General features: G+C 35.1%; 19 protein-coding genes. 1 reads left to right on the top strand and 18 read right to left on the bottom strand.

What is annotated here, in order from left to right; translation table 11 throughout:
- Positions 1-109: 109 nt before the first annotated feature.
- The 12 genes from FD26_RS09365 to FD26_RS09310 all read right to left on the bottom strand — a co-directional run bounded on the left by FD26_RS09365 (position 110) and on the right by FD26_RS09310 (position 11,161).
- Positions 110-988 carry an aldose 1-epimerase family protein gene (locus FD26_RS09365; protein WP_057868170.1) on the bottom strand — a complete coding sequence of 293 codons (879 nt, stop codon included), beginning with the start codon at positions 986-988 and terminating at the stop codon, positions 110-112.
- A 10-nt stretch (positions 989-998) separates the two neighbouring features.
- On the bottom strand, positions 999-2,432 hold the full coding sequence (gene hslU, locus FD26_RS09360) for an ATP-dependent protease ATPase subunit HslU (RefSeq protein ID WP_057868169.1): 1,434 nt from the start codon (positions 2,430-2,432) through the stop codon (positions 999-1,001).
- Positions 2,433-2,451: 19 nt separating this feature from the next.
- Positions 2,452-2,976 carry an HslVU peptidase proteolytic subunit gene (hslV, locus tag FD26_RS09355; protein WP_057868168.1) on the bottom strand — a complete coding sequence of 175 codons (525 nt, stop codon included), beginning with the start codon at positions 2,974-2,976 and terminating at the stop codon, positions 2,452-2,454.
- A 16-nt stretch (positions 2,977-2,992) separates the two neighbouring features.
- Positions 2,993-3,892, bottom strand: a complete 900-nt coding sequence (gene xerC / locus FD26_RS09350; protein WP_057868167.1) for a tyrosine recombinase XerC — start codon at positions 3,890-3,892, stop codon at positions 2,993-2,995.
- On the bottom strand, positions 3,893-5,980 hold the full coding sequence (topA, locus tag FD26_RS09345; protein ID WP_057868166.1) for a type I DNA topoisomerase: 2,088 nt from the start codon (positions 5,978-5,980) through the stop codon (positions 3,893-3,895).
- A gap of 109 nt (positions 5,981-6,089) precedes the next feature.
- Entirely contained in the window at positions 6,090-6,905 is an 816-nt protein-coding gene (dprA, locus tag FD26_RS09340) for a DNA-processing protein DprA (protein ID WP_057868165.1), read from the bottom strand.
- A gap of 43 nt (positions 6,906-6,948) precedes the next feature.
- Positions 6,949-7,728 (bottom strand): ribonuclease HII, encoded by a 780-nt coding sequence (locus tag FD26_RS09335; protein ID WP_057868164.1) that lies wholly within the window; start codon positions 7,726-7,728, stop codon positions 6,949-6,951.
- Entirely contained in the window at positions 7,718-8,572 is an 855-nt protein-coding gene (gene ylqF, locus FD26_RS09330) for a ribosome biogenesis GTPase YlqF (RefSeq protein WP_057868163.1), read from the bottom strand. The genes FD26_RS09335 and ylqF overlap by 11 nt, the downstream gene beginning before the upstream one ends.
- 18 nt (positions 8,573-8,590) lie before the next feature.
- The gene (locus FD26_RS09325; protein WP_057868162.1) at positions 8,591-8,815 is read right to left on the bottom strand and encodes a YozE family protein; all 225 of its coding nucleotides are present in this window, start codon (positions 8,813-8,815) and stop codon (positions 8,591-8,593) included.
- A gap of 12 nt (positions 8,816-8,827) precedes the next feature.
- Positions 8,828-9,421 (bottom strand): YpmS family protein, encoded by a 594-nt coding sequence (locus FD26_RS09320; protein WP_235525352.1) that lies wholly within the window; start codon positions 9,419-9,421, stop codon positions 8,828-8,830.
- On the bottom strand, positions 9,418-10,272 hold the full coding sequence (locus FD26_RS09315) for a GDSL-type esterase/lipase family protein (protein ID WP_057868160.1): 855 nt from the start codon (positions 10,270-10,272) through the stop codon (positions 9,418-9,420). Before FD26_RS09315 ends, FD26_RS09320 begins: the two co-directional genes overlap by 4 nt.
- A gap of 46 nt (positions 10,273-10,318) precedes the next feature.
- On the bottom strand, positions 10,319-11,161 hold the full coding sequence (locus FD26_RS09310; protein WP_057868159.1) for a DegV family protein: 843 nt from the start codon (positions 11,159-11,161) through the stop codon (positions 10,319-10,321).
- A 193-nt stretch (positions 11,162-11,354) separates the two neighbouring features.
- On the opposite strand from FD26_RS09310, the gene trhA reads away from it, so the two are divergent.
- On the top strand, positions 11,355-12,005 hold the full coding sequence (gene trhA / locus FD26_RS09305) for a PAQR family membrane homeostasis protein TrhA (RefSeq protein ID WP_057868158.1): 651 nt from the start codon (positions 11,355-11,357) through the stop codon (positions 12,003-12,005).
- Here the strand turns inward: trhA and FD26_RS09300 are convergent.
- From FD26_RS09300 to FD26_RS09280, 6 genes are all read right to left on the bottom strand, one after another.
- Positions 12,002-12,490, bottom strand: a complete 489-nt coding sequence (locus FD26_RS09300; RefSeq protein WP_057868157.1) for a dihydrofolate reductase — start codon at positions 12,488-12,490, stop codon at positions 12,002-12,004. The two genes, trhA and FD26_RS09300, sit on opposite strands and share 4 nt — an antisense overlap.
- Before the next feature lie 10 nt (positions 12,491-12,500).
- The gene (locus tag FD26_RS09295; protein WP_057868156.1) at positions 12,501-13,451 is read right to left on the bottom strand and encodes a thymidylate synthase; all 951 of its coding nucleotides are present in this window, start codon (positions 13,449-13,451) and stop codon (positions 12,501-12,503) included.
- Positions 13,452-13,460: 9 nt separating this feature from the next.
- The gene (locus tag FD26_RS09290) at positions 13,461-15,359 is read right to left on the bottom strand and encodes an ABC-F family ATP-binding cassette domain-containing protein (protein ID WP_057868155.1); all 1,899 of its coding nucleotides are present in this window, start codon (positions 15,357-15,359) and stop codon (positions 13,461-13,463) included.
- 106 nt (positions 15,360-15,465) lie between these two features.
- Positions 15,466-15,636, bottom strand: coding sequence for a hypothetical protein (locus FD26_RS11085; protein ID WP_156401800.1), 171 nt, complete (start codon positions 15,634-15,636; stop codon positions 15,466-15,468).
- A 66-nt stretch (positions 15,637-15,702) separates the two neighbouring features.
- Positions 15,703-16,167 (bottom strand): hypothetical protein, encoded by a 465-nt coding sequence (locus tag FD26_RS09285; protein ID WP_057868154.1) that lies wholly within the window; start codon positions 16,165-16,167, stop codon positions 15,703-15,705.
- A 53-nt stretch (positions 16,168-16,220) separates the two neighbouring features.
- A complete protein-coding gene (locus tag FD26_RS09280; RefSeq protein ID WP_057868153.1) occupies positions 16,221-17,423 on the bottom strand; it encodes a CCA tRNA nucleotidyltransferase in 1,203 nt (400 codons plus the stop codon).
- Between the last annotated feature and the right edge of the window lie 156 nt (positions 17,424-17,579).

Raw genomic sequence — 17,579 nt, 5'->3', positions numbered from 1 at the left:
CATCAACTTGATTTGACGAACAGCCAAAAAATAAAGCCTCAACATTCGCTATGAACGTTGAGGCTTTAAGTATATGTACAACTATTTAATTATACGAAAAAACGTATTGTTATTTAACACTGATTGAGAAGTAAGCTTCAAACTGTTCCTTAGGAGCCAGTTTGTTAATAGCATACTTATTCTTCAAATTGTTGTCGCTATCGGTCTTATCAGCAAGTCCCCACCATGGTTCGATACACATAAACTTACCGTTGTCATCGGGATATGTGGACCACATACCGAAGAATTTAGCATTACCTGTATCTAATGTTAGCTTGTGATCTGACTTATCACTAGAAATTGTTACTTCTGCTGGTTCATTTAAACGATAAACAACAGCATCATTAACAAAGTAGTCACGAGTCATTTTGAAGTTTTGATTATCGACTTTCTTTTCGCCGTTTAAGTTGATCAAATGGTTGTCGATTGGAATATGAGTTCTTGTTTCTGCTGGATCAATTGCAACTTTGTAATCTTCAAACTTTAAGCCCTTGTCGAAAGGAACTTCAAAGCCGGGATGTGCACCAATTGAGAAGTACATATCTTCTGATTCTTCCATACTGTCAACTAAGTAAGAAATTTGAACAGTATCCTTAACAAGTTGATAAACAATTCTCAACTTAAAGTGATATGGATACTTTTCAAGACTAGCTTCACTTGTTGTCAAACTCAAAACTAATTTTGAATCTGTTTGTGAATCAAGTGTAAATTCTTGATCACGAGCAAAACCATGTTGTGTCATCTTGTATTCTTTATCGCCAACAAAGTAATGGTCATCCTTTAAACGACCAACGATTGGGAACAATACAGGTGCGTGTCTGCCCCAAACTTTTGGATCTGCTTGCCAGATGAATTCTGAATCTTCGTTATTCTTGATGCTGTTCATTTCAGCACCTAGTGAATTGACTTTAAGTGTCAAATAGTCGTTCTTCAATTGATAAACTGTCATGTTTCTCCCCCTAAAGAATATAGCGTGAAAGATCTTGATCTGCGGCAATCTTGCCTACTTGATCGTGGACATATTCACGAGTAATAGTAATATCGCCCATCTGCATATCTGGTCCTTCATAGAGAATATCCGCCAAGATCTTTTCCAAGACAGTAGAAAGTCGTCTGGCACCGATATTCTGATTACTATTATTCAATTCAAAAGCGATTTTTGCAATCTCTTCGACCGATTCTTTAGTAAAAGTTAAATGTATTCCATCTGCTTTCGTAAGCGCAACATATTGCTTAGTCAAAGCATTATCAGGTTTTGTCAAAATTTGAATGAAATCGTCTTCAGTTAGATCATTCAATTCAACACGAATAGGAAAACGTCCTTGAAGTTCAGCAATTAAATCACTAGGTTTGCTTTCTGCAAATGCACCTGAGGCAATAAAGAGAATATGATCTGTATCAACAGGGCCATATTTAGTATTGATACGTGAACCTTCAACGATAGGCAAGATATCACGTTGAACACCTTCACGAGAAACTTCACCGGAGTTTTTCTTATCTCCGGCAGCAATCTTATCAAACTCATCAATAAAAATAATTCCGTTATTTTGAGTTCTTTCGATAGCCTTTTGATAAATTTCATCATGATCAACTCGTTTTTGCGATTCTTGTTGAATCAATAATTCACGAGCTTCTTTAACAGGTAAAGTTCTTGTAATGGTCTTCTTAGGCATTAATGAGTCCATCATTCCACTCATGTCTAGTCCCATTTGTCCCATCTGATCGTCCATTGGACCAACCTTTTTTGACTCCTCAACCTTGATAGTTACTTCCTCATCTTCAAGCAAGCCCTTATCAAGTTGTTCTTTGACCGACAAACGTTGATTACGAACATCATCAGTTACTTCAGCATTACTATCAGGATCTTCGTCGACTGTATCGGCATTGTTAAAGATATTGCCTAATCCTTGTCCACCGTTTTGCATGTTGTTAAGCATGCTCATGAAATCATTAGGATTTTGTTTTTGTTCTTTCTTAACACCTGGCGCTAATAGCTTAACCAATTTTTTGTCAACATCACGACGAACTTCTGGTCGAATATCATTGAATTTTTCTTTTTCAACCATTGAAACAGCCATGCTGACTAAATCACGTACCATTGATTCAACATCACGACCGACATATCCAACTTCAGTAAACTTAGTTGCCTCTACCTTTACAAAAGGTGCGTTGACGATTTTTGCCAAACGACGAGCAATCTCAGTTTTACCAACACCAGTAGGTCCGATCATCATAAGGTTCTTAGGTGTGATTTCTTGTTGTAATTTCTTTGGTACTTGCATTCGACGATAACGATTGTATAAAGCTATCGCAACGGCCTTCTTAGCATCTGTTTGACCAATAATGTAATTATCCAATTGAGCAACAATTTGTTTTGGTGTTAATGTTTCCATTTATTTACTAATCTCCACTCTAAAATTTATCTGAAATAATATTTTCATTAGTAAAAATATCAATACTTGATGCAATCTTAATTGCTTCGACAGCGATCTGTTGTGCGTCCATATCTTTAGCATGGCGTTGCATAGCAATGGCAGCTGCTTGTGCAAAGTTACCGCCAGAACCAATTGCTACAACATCTTCATCAGGTTCAATAACTTCGCCACTACCAGAAATAAGTAACAAATTATCCTTATCCATAGCAATCAACAATGCCTCTAATTTTTGCAATGTAGGGTCTTTACGCCAATCTTGAGCTAATTCAACAGCAGCACGTTTTAAATTGCCTGAATAGGCCTTTAATTTCTTTTCTAACCAATCTTGAAGAGTAATGGCATCAGCAACGCCACCGGCAAAGCCAATAATAACCTTGTCATCATAAATACGTCTTACTTTGTGAGCCGTACCCTTCATAATGTACTTTTCGCCCATTGTAACTTGACCATCACCTGCGATAGCAGTGTGATCATCGTGCTTAACAGCAACTATTGTAGTCATTGATTTACCTTCTTCTTTATCTTGGAAAATATTTTTTATAATCCTTTTGTAAATGATCCATTGTCACATGCGTATAAATTTGAGTTGTTGAAAGACTAGAGTGTCCCAACAATTCTTGAACTGTTCGCAAATCTGCTCCATGTTCGAGCATATGTGTGGCAAAGGTATGACGTATCATATGCGGATGAATATCAGATGTCAAGCTCGTCTTCTTAATTATTTGATTTAAGATATATTCTATTCCACGACTTGTGAGATTCTTTCCACGACTATTTACAAAAACATATTGGTGATCCTGATGATTTTTAGTCATCAGTTTTTTTCTACCTTGATCAAAGTAAGTTTCTAATGCACTTTTAGCATAGCTTCCAAAGGGAACATAACGATCCTTGTCGCCTTTACCATGAATTAAAACGATTTCATTAGAAAAATCCAATTGATCTAATAATAGATTAGCACATTCACTGACTCGCATGCCAGTGGCATAGAGCAATTCTAACAAAGCCGCATTTCTTTGCGCCAAAGGATCATCGCCCTTAACAGCTTCAAACAGCTGCGTCATTTCCTTCTCATAAAAGAAATGTGGCAATTTGCGTCCTTTATGTTTCAACTGAACTAAGTCAAATGGATTAGCCTGTAAAAATTTATTTTTCACGAGAAAATTATAAAAAGATCTTAAAGCAGAAATACGCCTAGCAATGGTTTCGCCAGCATAGTTTTTCTCATCTAAATAAGTTAAATAGGTTTCCACATCAATTCGAGTAACAGTTGTGAAGCCTGTAAAACCACCATTTTGGTCCAAAAAAGAAACAAAATTATCTATATCTTCTAAATAAGATTTTTTTGTTTCTTTTGAGTAGTGATGATTAACCATTAAATTATCTACAAATTTATCGATTAACTCTTTTTCTATCATTTATTTTTGAATATCCTCTTCATAATCTCCATTTGGACAGATTACTTGACGACCACCCTTAACTTTCTTTTCAACTAGGAAGTGACCATCTTTAGGACAATCACGGCCAATTGGTTTGTCCCATGAAACAAAATCACAGTCAGGATATCTAGAACAACCGTAGAAAATCCGATTTTTCTTAGATTTTCTTTCAATAACTTGTCCCTTCTTACATTTAGGACAAATTACGCCGATTTCTTTAACAATTGGTTTAGTATTACGACATTCTGGGAATCTGGAACAAGCATAGAACTTACCATAGCGTCCCATCTTGATAACCATTGGTGCACCACAGATATCGCAATCCATCCCTGCGGGCTCATCTTTAATTTGGACTTTTTCGATTTTATCTTCAGCCGACTTAAGTTCTTTTTCAAATGGCTTGTAGTATTGGTCAACAACCTTTACCCAATTCTCATTGCCTTCTTCGATATTATCGAGTTCGTCTTCCAGATGAGCTGTAAAGTCGATATTAACGATATCAGGGAAGTAGGCTTGAATTAAGTTGTCAACGATTTCACCTAATTCAGTTGGTTCAAAACTCTTACCATTTAATTTTACATAGTAACGACGTTGAATCGTATCAATTGTTGGAGCATAAGTTGAAGGACGACCAACCCCGTTTTCCTCCAAAGCCTTAACTAATGATGCTTCAGTAAAACGTGCAGGTGGTTGAGTAAAATGTTGAGCTGGATCATTCTTTTGAAGTTTTGCTCCATCGCCTTCAGCCAAATCAGGTAAAATATTATCCTTCTTAGACTTATCAGAAGCACTTTGGTAAACCTTACGGTAACCTTCAAACTTGATCTTAGAACCATTGGCTCTAAACATAACGCCATTTTGTGACAAATCAACTGTCATAGTATCAAAAATAGCTGGAGTCATTTGACTAGCAACAAATCTTGACCAAATTAAACTATACAAACGAAATTGATCACGACTCAAGATATCCTTTAAAGAAGCAGGTGTTCTAAAGACGGATGAAGGACGAATAGCTTCATGGGCATCTTGAGCGCCCTCTTGATTTTTATCTTTACGTTCTTTGATAATCGCGTAAGGCTCGCCATATTCTTCGTGAATAAATTTAGAGGCATCAGCTTCAGCCACTTTAGAGATACGCTTGGAATCAGTACGCATATAAGTAATTAAACCAACCGTACCTTCTTTGCGACCCAAATTGATTCCTTCATACAATTGCTGAGCAATCATCATTGTTTTTCTGGTTTTGAAATTCAAACGTTTATTAGCTTCCTGTTGCAACGAACTAGTTGTGAAAGGAGCAGCGGGCATCCGCTTACGTTCTTTTTTCGTAACTTTATCAATAGTAAAGTCTTTTTTCTTATCAACCTTGCCCAAAACTTCCTGGACTTGATCATTATTCTTTAATTCAGCTTTTTTGCCGTCGAGGCCATAAAAATTAGCCTTAAATTTATCCTTACCATGCTTAAAGATTGATTCAATTGTCCAATATTCTTCAGGAACAAACTTCTTAATATCATTTTCACGTTCAATCACTAATTTCAAAGCAATTGATTGGACACGACCAGCACTAAGGCCCTTTTTAACTTTAGCCCATAGAATTGGAGAAATTGAGTAACCAACTAAACGATCCAAAACACGTCTAGCTTGTTGAGCGTCAACTAAATTCATATCAATTGAACGTGGTGATTTGAATGCCTGTTTAACTGTATCTTTGGTAATTTCATTAAAAACGACACGATTCTTATCATCATCGTTTAAACCTAATAGATGGGAAACATGCCAAGCGATAGCTTCTCCCTCACGATCCGGATCGGCTGCCAGATAAACTCGCTTAGCTTTCTTAGCTTCCTTCTTTAAATCTTTAATAACTGGACCCTTACCACGAATAGAGATGTACTTCGGTTCATAATCATGTTCAATATCTACACCCATTTGACTCTTAGGCAAATCACGAACGTGACCTAAACTAGCAACTACATGATAATTACGTCCCAAATACTTTTCAATTGTTTTTGCTTTTGAAGGTGATTCAACGATCACCAAATTTTTTTGCTTTGTTGATGGCACGTAAAGTGCTCCTTTCTAATGGATCAATTAAAACTGTCAATATATTAATCACTGATTTTTATTTTGTCAATTTAAAAGTTAAATTATCTTTTAAAATTGGATCTTAAATTTAGAAATTATTCAAGTTCAATAGCGGCGTGGCTCCTTGATCAATTAGCATATTGCAGCCGACCGAAAGTTCATCCCCCAGTCGACCAGGAATTGCTAAAACTTCGCGATTATTCTCTAAAGCTAAATCAGCTGTGATCAAAGAACCACTGCGAGCTTTAGCCTCAGTCACAATTAACTTTTGGCTCAACCCGGCAATAATTCGATTACGTTGTGGGAAATGCCAAGGTTCAATTGAATCTCCCTCAGGGTATTCAGTTATTAGCAGTCCCCTTTGTGCAATTTCTCGTTGAAGACGAAAGTTCTTAGCTGGATAAGCAATGTCTAGCCCGCTACCAAGTACTGCGATTGTCTTGCCATACACGAGGGCCTCTTCATTTGCCATTGAATCAGCGCCGCTAGCTAAACCGCTCACAATAGTATAACGATTTACTAAACGAGGAACAAGAGTACTTATGCAACGAAAACTATAATTTGTCGCCTGACGACTTCCAACAATTGCTATACAATCATTTTTAAGTAAATCAATATTTCCTTCAAAAAACAAGAGTGCTGGCGGATTATAAATTGTTCTTAAAAGGTTTGGATAGGCTTCATCCAAATAATTAATCGCCTGCATCTTCATTGCTTGGTGGTTATCTAATAATAGAAGAAACTGATTAAATTTCTCTAAACCCCATTCATTTTTCAATAAATTAAATGATTCACTCTTTAGATTATCACTATTTATCGATAATTTTATAATTTTTAGCATTATCTGATTAGAAATCATCCCCGTTAAACGACATCTGACCAAAAATTCAGTTAATTTATTCATAAGAAAAACATCACTCCTTTTATGCAAATTACGGAAGTGATGTTTATTTAGAATACAAATTATTAACTTTTCTTACAGGTGAGAAACTCAAACGATGAATCTTTGTGCGCCCAAATTGCTCTAGAGCTAGTAAATGTTCTTTAGTACCGTAGCCGTCATTTCGTTCAAAACCAAATTCAGGATACAAATGGCTGTACATTGTCATCAATCGATCACGTGCCACTTTAGCCACAATACTAGCTGCACCAATGCTTAATGATTTAGCGTCGCCCTTAATCAATTTAGTTTGAGGAATAGCAACTGGTATAGTCATTGCATCAACTAAAATATGATTAGGTTTTACATATAATCTATTGATAGAATCTCCCATTGTCAATTCAGTTGCATGATAAATATTTTCAGTATCAATCAACTGCGGTGAACCTATAGCCACACTAATATCAATTGCTTGTTCACAAATTTGACGATACAACTCGGAACGTTTTATAGCCGACAATTTTTTAGAATCATCCACTTCATATAAAGTGTTTTGAGCAGGCAAAATAACCGCTGCTGTCACAACTGGTCCAGCCAACGGTCCTCTGCCAACTTCATCAACGCCTGCAACTAATAAGTCATGATCCCAAAAGGGTTTTTCCAGAAATTCTTTTTGGTGAAATTTAGCAATCAAAGCTTGTTGTTTAATTTGACGTTGCTGATACTGTACTAATAATTTTTTAACTCCTGCACGAGTATCCTCAGATAATTCCTGTAATATCTCATCACTTGGAGTTTGGTTAACTAATATTTCTTTAATATCCTTGATTGTATATTTATTCTTCATAAAACTCTCCAGGAACATCAAAGGTCAAACGTCCTAATTTCAACTTTCGAACATCATCAATAATTCTTCTGGAAGCCCGATCATAATCTTCTCTATAACCAAATTTCTTTGTTAGATCCATTAATAATTCGGGTGTCGTATGATTAAAAATATCCGCGTTAGTTAAGCCATAGCCCTTTTGCAATTGGTCCATATAATGCGCTTCAAGGAAGTTCAGAGCATAAATGGCTACATCATCCGGAGCATAAATTTTATCTTTGATAGCCCCTGACAGCGCCAATTTCATGCCAACTTTAGGGTCATCGATCTTAGGCCATAAAATACCGGGAGTATCCAACAGATCAATTCCAATATTAGTTTTCAACCAATTTTGATTCTTTGTTACCCCGGGTTTATTACCAGTAATGGCAACATTCTTACCAACTAATCGATTCAAAATTGTCGATTTTCCAACATTTGGAATACCAATACACATGGCTTTAATTCGATAATTCTGAACACCATTATTTTCGTAGCGAGCAATTTTTTCAGCTAGTTCAGTTCTAATCATGCTCTTAATTTTATTAAGTCCCTTATCATGCTTAGCATCAACTTCAATTGAATTAGTTCCTTCTTGTTGAAAATTCACTTTCCAATCGGCTGTTACTTTAGGATCAGCTAAATCTGACTTATTCAAAATAATGATATGTTTCTTTTGATCAATTATTTGTTCTAGTACAGGATTTCGGGATGAGAAAGGTAGTCTTGCATCAACAATTTCAAGTACGATATCAACTAATTTAAGTCGATCCTGCACTTGGTTTTTTGCCTTGTTCATATGTCCTGGATACCACTGTAATGCCATTACCATCACCTATTTCTATTATTTTTTATCTATTTCTTGATACTTTTGATAAACTTCGTCAAAAATTGTCATGCTTGGTAAATAACCTGCATTAAGCTCTAAATATTCTGACAATTTTTGATAATCCTCTTCCTGCTTAGGAAATGAGGTGTCATGAAAAGCATTATTAGCAAACTCTGCTTCTGGTTCTACGCTTTCTACATTGCGTAGAGTCATTAAATACGCGTAAAAACTACGTCTCATATGTACTCCTTACTACTGATTATCAGTAATTTTACTGTTCATTACTTCAAATGACAATTTGTTATTCTTTAAATCAATATTTTTAGCACGGATTCCGTAGCCTTCTTTGGTAGTAAACTTGGTAAATTTTAGCAAAATAGTCTTGCTGTTGCCATCGATACTGACCCATTCGGGCGTCTTAAAACTATTCTTAATATAATTCATTACAAAAGAAATTGGTAATGATAGACTACCGATTTTCATCTCTTTTGCCTTTAACAAGACATCGCCATTTGTTTTAGCATATGGCTGCATTAAAATTGTAAAGTGAATTTTGGCTCCTAAGAATTTGATAGATCCGGTTAATTCAGCATCATTTTTTAAAATCAACTGATAATCTGTTTTACCATCATTTAAAGTATTCTTTAAATAGTATTGAGCCATTTTATTGGCTTCTTCTTTGTTCATATTTACCGTGAAAACTTTACTGTTTTGATTAGCAATACTTGATGAAACTTGATAATTCTCCGAAGAGGAACTAAAAACCTTTGTTCCTACAATACCCAATCCTACGACAATAATTGCCACAAGTGCGATAAATGCATATTTCCAATAATTTCTTTTCATAATTTTTTGTAAAGCCACTCCTTCGTTGTCCCATTTACTTCTTCAAATACTTTATCTGTCATCATATCATAACCGGTCCCATTGGGATGGAAGTGGTCTTTTGTATAAAGATATGGATTTGAACCAGTTTTTTGAACTTTTTTAGTAATACCCTTAGGTTGATACAAGTTATTTATATTAATAAAATGAGTCTTATTAAACTTCTTAGCCACTTCAGCCGAACCATTATTCCAATTAATAAAGGCTGTTTTAGCATTTTTTACATTTGATAGATAAATGCTAAAAGGATTATAAATTCCAATTAAATATATGGGCGCATCACTGTTATAACTCCTTATATCTGTCAACAACTTCGTCAATCGTTGATCAAATTTAACTTGTTCATCGGCAATATTTCCAGCTGTTAGGTCTAATCCCTTTCGCTGCAACAAATGCATAAAATCATTGCCACTAACTGTTATCGTAATAATATCAGCTTTAGGAAGATCCTTATGCATCTTGTCATCAGATTTTATTCGAGCCATTATCTGTTGACTAGTATCACCGGACACACCGTAATTATGGGATGTTGTAGGTACTTTATATTTAGTCTGAACCTTTTGTGTCAATCGTGTCACATAACCGCCACCAACAGACTTTGAGTCACCAATTCCTTGGGTCAAAGAATCTCCAACAGCAACAATACTAATGCTTTTTTTCTTTGGAACGACTTTTTTCTTAGGCTTTGCTTTTTTTACTATTTTAGTTTCCGTTATTTGTTGTTGCTTATTGTGGGTAAAATAATATGCCCCACCACCGATTGCTCCTAATAAGACAATCACAATTATGATCCAAATACTCTTTTTCTTCATCTTAATAATCCATCTTTCAAAAAAAAGCCGATGCATTCATCAGCTTTTACTCTGTATAAAATTCAATTGCAAAGGCACCTGATCCAGCATGAGTTGCAATTACTGGACTTGTTACTCTAATTAGCAACGGTACATTTGGTACTATTTCAGCTAACTTTTCTTTCAACTCATTAACATAATCCATTTTATCAACGTAGGAAATTCCAATTGATTTGATGTTCTCCAAACCTTTGATTTCTTCCATAACGTTATTCATATATTTTTCAATTGTCTTACGACCACGGCCACGTTTGGCAATATCCAAACTATTGTTTTTGAGTGTTAAAACAAGATTAATGTTCAACAATGTTGACAACGTCCCCGCAAAACGACTCAAACGTCCACCACGGAGAATATTTTCAATACTCGTGACGCCCATGTACAAGTATGTATGATCTCTTAGAGTACTTAACGCATCTTTGATTTCAGCTACAGATTTTCCCTCTTGGGCTAATTGCGCAGCCTTTAAAACTTGGAAACCTTGAGCACGGTCAGTAAATTCAGTATCGATAACTTCCATGTGACGATCGGTCATTTCAGCCACTTGTCTAGCAGCATTGATAGTTCCACTGATAGCTGGAGTCATCATTAATGCCAAAATATCAGTATAATCATCAGGTATTTTATCAATGATATCCATGAAAGTACCAATTGATGGCTGCGATGTTTTAGGAAGGTCTTTGGAAGCATCCATTTCACGAACAAATTCTTCTCTATTAATATCAACGCCATCAGTATATGTCTTTTCATCAATACTGATAGTTAAAGGGACAATACTAATATCATACTTTTCTATTTCTTCTGGAGTTAATTGTACCGATGAATCGGCAAGGATTTTTACTTTACTCATTTTATCCCTCTTTCATAGGGTGTTAATTCTTAATTGTTTCAATTATAACAAACTTATTGTTGGTAAATTACCATTATTAAGTAATTTATTAAACAATATTCACACTTAATTATACAAACATTCCCATTGTCTGAAAAGTCCTTAGACGTTTATAATAGTTAACGTAACTAGTCAAAACAATTGGAGCTTTAAAATGTCAAAAAAACACAATTTTACAAGAGCCTACTTAATCACCGATCAAGTATTCAGTGCTGTAACTCATGGCATTGGAATTATTTTAGCAATTATCGGGTCAGTTTTTCTACTGATAAAGGGGTTTTACCAAGGAAATCCTTTAAATATCACCGCATATTTCATTTATGCTTTTACGTTATTCTTTCTATATTTAAGCTCAACCTTATTCCACAGTCTTTATTTCACTAAAGCCAAGGGTGTTTTTCAAATCTTTGATCACAGTTCAATATTTTTAATGATTGCAGGAACTTACACGCCCTATTGTTTAATCGCTTTACATTCAACTTTTGGATATAGCATTCTCACCTTCATTTGGTTATTAGCTATCGGTGGAATTCTCTACAAAATTTTCAATGTTGGGCGTTTCAAATACTTTGAAACTCTACTTTATGTTCTGATGGGTTGGGCCATTATTATTGCCATGAAGCCCTTGTACGATGCTATCGGTGCAACGGGAATTGTCTTATTAGTAGCTGGTGGAATTGCTTTTACCTTAGGAGCATGTTTGTACTTAATGAAAAATCTAAAATACATTCACGTTATCTGGCATATATTTGTCATGATCGGTACAGCTTTAATGTATTTTTCGGTTTACTTATACGTTGGTTAAATTTTTTGATAGGTCTCGAAGGTATGTGGATAGACATTCTTGTCATCGACGATACCTTCTTTTTTTTCGATCAAATTAAATTGATTGTAGTCAATATTAACCATTTTGGTATCGCCAGTAAAATCATAATCTATTCGAGTTAGATACAATCGGTCTACATCATTTTGAAATAACTTAAAAATACCTTCGCCACCGATCACCATTACTTCTTCATCTGATTGAACATAATGCGACAGCTCGTTTTTATCGGTTATCAAAACTACTGAATCCGGTACCCGATAATTAGGATTTCGCGAAATTACAATGTTCAAACGATTGGGCAAGGGACCATTAGGAAAACTTTCATAAGTTCTTCTGCCCATCACGATTGGATGACCCATTGTAACATTTTTAAAATGCTTCATATCATTAGGCAATTTCCAAGGTAAATGTCCATTTTTCCCAATAATGTGATTTCTGTCTTCAGCCCATACAAAACTTATCATCTGCACACTCCTAAACAGCAACCGGTGCTTTGATAGCAGGTTGCGGATTATAGTCTTTCACATGTATATCCTTAGCATCAATTTCAAAAATGCTCTGATCGCTGTCAATTTCTAATTGTGGTCCAGCTGTTGGCTTACGGGTTAATTGCTCCTTAACTTGTTTTAAATGATTGTCATAGATATGAGCATCACCCAAAGTATGAACAAATTCCCCCACTTCCAAGCCAGTTTCACGTGCGATTAAATGCGTCAAAAGCGCATAGCTAGCAATATTAAATGGAACACCTAAGAATAGATCCCCACTTCTTTGATAGAGCTGACATGACAATTTGCCATCATTTACATAAAACTGGAATAACGTATGGCATGGAGGCAAAGCCATTGTAGGTACATCCTCTGGATTCCAAGCACTCACAATTAAACGTCTTGAATCAGGCGTCTTCTTTATTTGATCTATTACATTAGCAATTTGATCAATAAAGCCGCCGTCTCGCTTTTGCCAATGGCGCCACTGAGCACCATAGACATCCCCTAAATTACCAAATTTTTGGGCAAATTCATCATTCTCTAAAATTGCTTGATCAAACTTCGTCTTCTCAAAACGATAATCTTGATTAAACTTTTCATCAATCAAGCTGCGTCTTCCAAAATCGGTCATATCAGGACCACTGTAATCAGTACTTTCAACATAGTTTTTAAAAGCCCACTCGTCCCAAATATGATTATTATGCTCCAATAAATACTTGATATTAGTATCGCCATGCAAAAACCACAACAATTCACTCTTAATTAGCCCGAAGGGAATCTTTTTTGTAGTTAAAAGTGGGAAGGACTCTTGCAAGTCAAAGCGCATCTGATAACCAAAAGTACTGATTGTGCCGGTTCCAGTACGATCACTCTTTTGATGACCGTGTTCCAAAACATATTTTAAAAGATCTAAATATTGTTGTTCGTTATGCATGATTTTCTCCTAAATAAATTGACCTAAATATTCCCAACGATCCATTAATTTATCAGACTCAGCTGTTTTTTCGTCCAACTGTTTTTGAAAGTCCATTAATTTTTCATAATCATTTGAAGAATCATTTAGTTCCTTTTTCAATTCAGCTAATTCATCATCTAACTTTTCAATTTTAGGTTCTAGCTTATCAAATTCCATCTGTTCAGCATAAGTCAATTTCTGCTTAGTTTGTGACTTTTGTTCAGACTTTTCCTTAACTTCTTCATGCTTTTGAGCTTTTACTTCATGATGCTGAGCTTGTTTCTTCTCAGTAGCTCGTTTGAGATAACCTGAATAAGAATCATAACTTTCAGTGATCTGTCCCTGACCTTCAAAAATCAATAGCTTAGCCGCTACTTTATCTAAGAAATAACGATCATGGGAAACTGCCAAAACAGTTCCTTTAAAACTATCTAGATAGCTTTCCAAGATAGTCAAAGTTTCAATATCTAAGTTATTAGTTGGCTCATCTAATAACAAAACATTAGGTTGATCCATTAAAATAGCTAACAGATATAAACGACGTTTTTCACCACCAGAAAGCTCCCGAATGAAGGCTCCCTGCATTTGATGATCAAATTTAAACGTATCCAGCATCTGTGAAGCAGACATCTGCGTACCATCGTTATTTCTAGCCCCTTGACCGATTGACTCTAAATATCTAATTACTCGCTTGTCAGGGTCCATATTACGAGTTTGTTGAGTATAGTAGCCTAAGCGAACTGTCTGACCTGTTTTAATCTCACCTGAGTCCAAAGGTAATTGATGAGCAATCGTATTTAAAAAGGTAGTCTTACCAGAACCATTGGCTCCAGTGATACCAATTCGATCGCCACGAGAAACTAAATAACTAAAATCGTTCAAAATAACTTGCTTATCGAATTTAAGAGTTGCATCCTTAATATCAAAAACATCATTACCTAAACGTTGTTGAGCAATATCAATTGACATCTCTTTTTGAACATCTGGTTTATTTTGTAAATCTTCCTTTAAGTCTGTAAAGCGATCCTTTCTAGCTTGTTGCTTAGTCCCACGTGCTTTAACACCAGCTCGCATCCAATTTAACTCTTGCTTATAAAGCTGAGTTTTATGATGCTGTTCCGATGCATAAATCTCTTCATTATCAGCCTTTTGTTGCAGATATTTCTCATAATTACCGTCATATTCAGTTACATTACGATTTTCTAGTTCAAAAATTCGAGTAGCAACTTCATTCAAGAAATAACGATCATGGGTAACGAACAAGACTGAGCCCTTATACTTGCTTAAATAAGTCTGTAGCCAATCGATTGCTTCATAATCCAAATGGTTAGTTGGCTCATCTAAAATTAATAGGTCAGCTTCTGAAATCAAAGTTTGGGCCAAAGCCACACGTCTTTGCTGACCACCAGAAAGCTCACTGATTTTTTTATCTAATTCAGTAATACCTAACTTATTCAAAATAGATTTAACATCTGATTCCATTTGCCAAGCTTCTGCAGCGTTCATTTTTTCTTGCAGCTTGAAAAATTCATTTTGAATTTTTTGATCTGTAGAATTGGCACTAAATCTAGCTAGAGAATTTTCATATTGACGAATCAATTGAAATTTTTCTCCGCTACCATTGAAGACAGCATCAATCACAGATGAACTTTCATCCAATTCCGGTTGCTGCTTCAAATAAGATATCTTATAGTCTTTGGGCTTTTCAATATTAATTGTATTCAAATCATTATTATTAACAATTCCATCCAAGAGAGTTGTTTTACCGGTACCATTCAGACCTAAGAGGCCGATGCGGTCACCCTCATTGATAGTAAAAGTTACATCGGTAAAAAGCGTTCGTTCACCGAAAGTTTTCGACGCATTGGAGATATTTAAAGTTTTCAATTATTTCACCACTGTAAATAAAAAATTCCTCTACCCAAGTAGATAGAGGTATATTACTCTTCGCTTTTATTTTATCACATGTAAATCTACGATAGTAAAATCGTCCTTAATATTCTTCCAATTGATTCAGTGTGTAATAAAACTGCTCAACTCCACCAAATCTTACTAAAATTTTTCCCCGCTTTTTATCATAATAAACTACAGCACCAATTTGTTTGTGCATAGCATCATTCTCATCTGATACTGTAACCATCGTACCAATTTTTAAATCTCCCAATTTGTCCTCCTACTCATGAAAATACGGGACTTAGTTAAAAAATTAACTAATGTCCCGTAAATTTAATTAAAGATCATTCTTATAGATATCGTAAACAGTATTCTCTGGATCAATTGAAATATAAAGATTACCTGTTTTACTTGAAACAGCTGAAGATTGATAAGCATTGTCCAAACCTTCGACATCCTTTTGTTTGAATGGGAAGTAAATCTGCATTGGCTCCTTACCTTGATCATCTTCAAAAACAATATCACATTTTTCAATATCTTGATATTTAATAATTCGATTGAACATTCCATCAGCCATAGCAGTTGTTGAAACATCAGTATCCTTGATATAATCAGCTTCTGGTAAAATTTCAATTCTAAAACGCTTGCATGGGTGGATTTCCTGCATACGTCCACCTCTAATACGACCATAACTTGTCGTTACACGTGCAATCCAAACATCACTCATTTCGCTGTGGCTAACAGTCCAAGTATCGTCGTTCCTAAAATAAAATTTAAGTTCTTTGAAAACATGTTTAGTCATATTATCATCCTTTCAAATCCTAAAATACTTACTGATTTCATAATACCACAGCATTATTGATTACTTAACAAATAATGTCTTAAATCATCGAAATTATTGGAAACGTTTCCTTCCACGATAGCTCGCTCGATTTGCGACATTGACTTTCCGATAATCGGACCTGGTTTGACACCCAAAATATCACTGATATCTTTTCCTGAAAGAGCCAAATCACGAGCATTTTTGATTGAAATTTTAGCTACTTTTTCTTGAAGATCTGTATAATCAAATTCAATATTTTGCATTTGACATAAGTGAATTGTGCGAGTCAGATTATCAGTTCCTAATTTATAGATATTCCAAAGGTCAAAATTACGATTCTCAAATAAATGCACCAAAGTCAATGTATTTAAACTTGCCTCACGTACTTTATTGGAAACTTTCCAATCACGTAAGAATTTATTAAATTCACTATGATTCAAATTTAAGACATAGCCAATTGCAGCCCACGTTTCATCCTCATCTATAAAAGTTAAATCCTTTGAAATTAACAATTCACCTAACTCAATTGCCTGATCTTTAAAACCAGGACAGTATTCGCTTAATCCTAATTTTAAAAAGTCAGCCAAACCAGTTTTCCAAGAACGGCTTAAAAGTAGCTTAACAAATTCTTCACGAATTCTTTCAATCGCAATTTTGGATAATAATGGTGCATTGTCTGCGATTGCTTTAGCTGTTTTGGCTTCAACTTTAAAGTTCAACTGTGCCTGAAATCTCACAGCTCGCATCATACGAAGCGCATCTTCATGAAATCGTTCTTCAGCTTTACCAACCGCACGAATAATTTTATTATCTAAATCCTTAAGACCATCAAATTTATCAATCACATTGCCATTTTTATCAACAGCCAAAGCGTTAATTGTAAAATCACGACGTTTTAAATCATCTTCTAAAGATCTGACAAAAGTTACTTTATCCGGACGTCGATAATCTTGATAGCCTGATTCCGTCCTAAAAGTAGTAATTTCATAAGAATCATCATCTATCAAAACTGTAACTGTACCATGTTGAATTCCAGTATCAACAGTTCTTCTAAAAATCTTTTTAATTTCCTCAGGATAAGCACTAGTAGCAATATCAACATCATGAATCGGTAAACCTAGAATATGATCTCGGACACTTCCCCCTACAAAATAAGCTTCAAATCCGGCTTGTTCTATTTTTTCTAAAACTGGTAAGGCTGCTTGAAAATCTGCAGGAAGTTGTTTGATTTGCATATATTTACCTCTCAATTAAATAATATCTCTGTATATTATATACCAATCATCAATGTTACTAAATATTCAATCAATCCATATTATAATCAATAAAAATTATTTAGTGCTAATCTATGCAAGCCCATACATGGTAGCGTCAAGAATCTTGTGTAAATG

Origin of the sequence: Companilactobacillus crustorum JCM 15951, from assembly GCF_001434585.1 — a bacterium.
GTDB lineage: Bacteria > Bacillota > Bacilli > Lactobacillales > Lactobacillaceae > Companilactobacillus > Companilactobacillus crustorum.
This window is presented reverse-complemented; position numbering and strand designations above follow the sequence as displayed.

Coding starts and splice junctions, on each gene's coding strand:
- FD26_RS09300 (WP_057868157.1), bottom strand. CDS start 12,490: ATGATAAGTTTTGTATGGGCTGAAGACAGAAATCACATTATTGGGAAA.
- xerC (WP_057868167.1), bottom strand. CDS start 3,892: ATGATAGAAAAAGAGTTAATCGATAAATTTGTAGATAATTTAATGGTT.
- ylqF (WP_057868163.1), bottom strand. CDS start 8,572: ATGGCATTACAGTGGTATCCAGGACATATGAACAAGGCAAAAAACCAA.
- FD26_RS09315 (WP_057868160.1), bottom strand. CDS start 10,272: ATGAAGAAAAAGAGTATTTGGATCATAATTGTGATTGTCTTATTAGGA.
- FD26_RS09295 (WP_057868156.1), bottom strand. CDS start 13,451: ATGCATAACGAACAACAATATTTAGATCTTTTAAAATATGTTTTGGAA.
- FD26_RS09320 (WP_235525352.1), bottom strand. CDS start 9,421: ATGAAAAGAAATTATTGGAAATATGCATTTATCGCACTTGTGGCAATT.
- FD26_RS09325 (WP_057868162.1), bottom strand. CDS start 8,815: ATGAGACGTAGTTTTTACGCGTATTTAATGACTCTACGCAATGTAGAA.
- trhA (WP_057868158.1), top strand. CDS start 11,355: ATGTCAAAAAAACACAATTTTACAAGAGCCTACTTAATCACCGATCAA.
- FD26_RS09285 (WP_057868154.1), bottom strand. CDS start 16,167: ATGACTAAACATGTTTTCAAAGAACTTAAATTTTATTTTAGGAACGAC.
- hslU (WP_057868169.1), bottom strand. CDS start 2,432: ATGGAAACATTAACACCAAAACAAATTGTTGCTCAATTGGATAATTAC.
- dprA (WP_057868165.1), bottom strand. CDS start 6,905: ATGAATAAATTAACTGAATTTTTGGTCAGATGTCGTTTAACGGGGATG.
- FD26_RS09310 (WP_057868159.1), bottom strand. CDS start 11,161: ATGAGTAAAGTAAAAATCCTTGCCGATTCATCGGTACAATTAACTCCA.
- FD26_RS09335 (WP_057868164.1), bottom strand. CDS start 7,728: ATGAAGAATAAATATACAATCAAGGATATTAAAGAAATATTAGTTAAC.
- FD26_RS09365 (WP_057868170.1), bottom strand. CDS start 988: ATGACAGTTTATCAATTGAAGAACGACTATTTGACACTTAAAGTCAAT.
- hslV (WP_057868168.1), bottom strand. CDS start 2,976: ATGACTACAATAGTTGCTGTTAAGCACGATGATCACACTGCTATCGCA.
- FD26_RS09280 (WP_057868153.1), bottom strand. CDS start 17,423: ATGCAAATCAAACAACTTCCTGCAGATTTTCAAGCAGCCTTACCAGTT.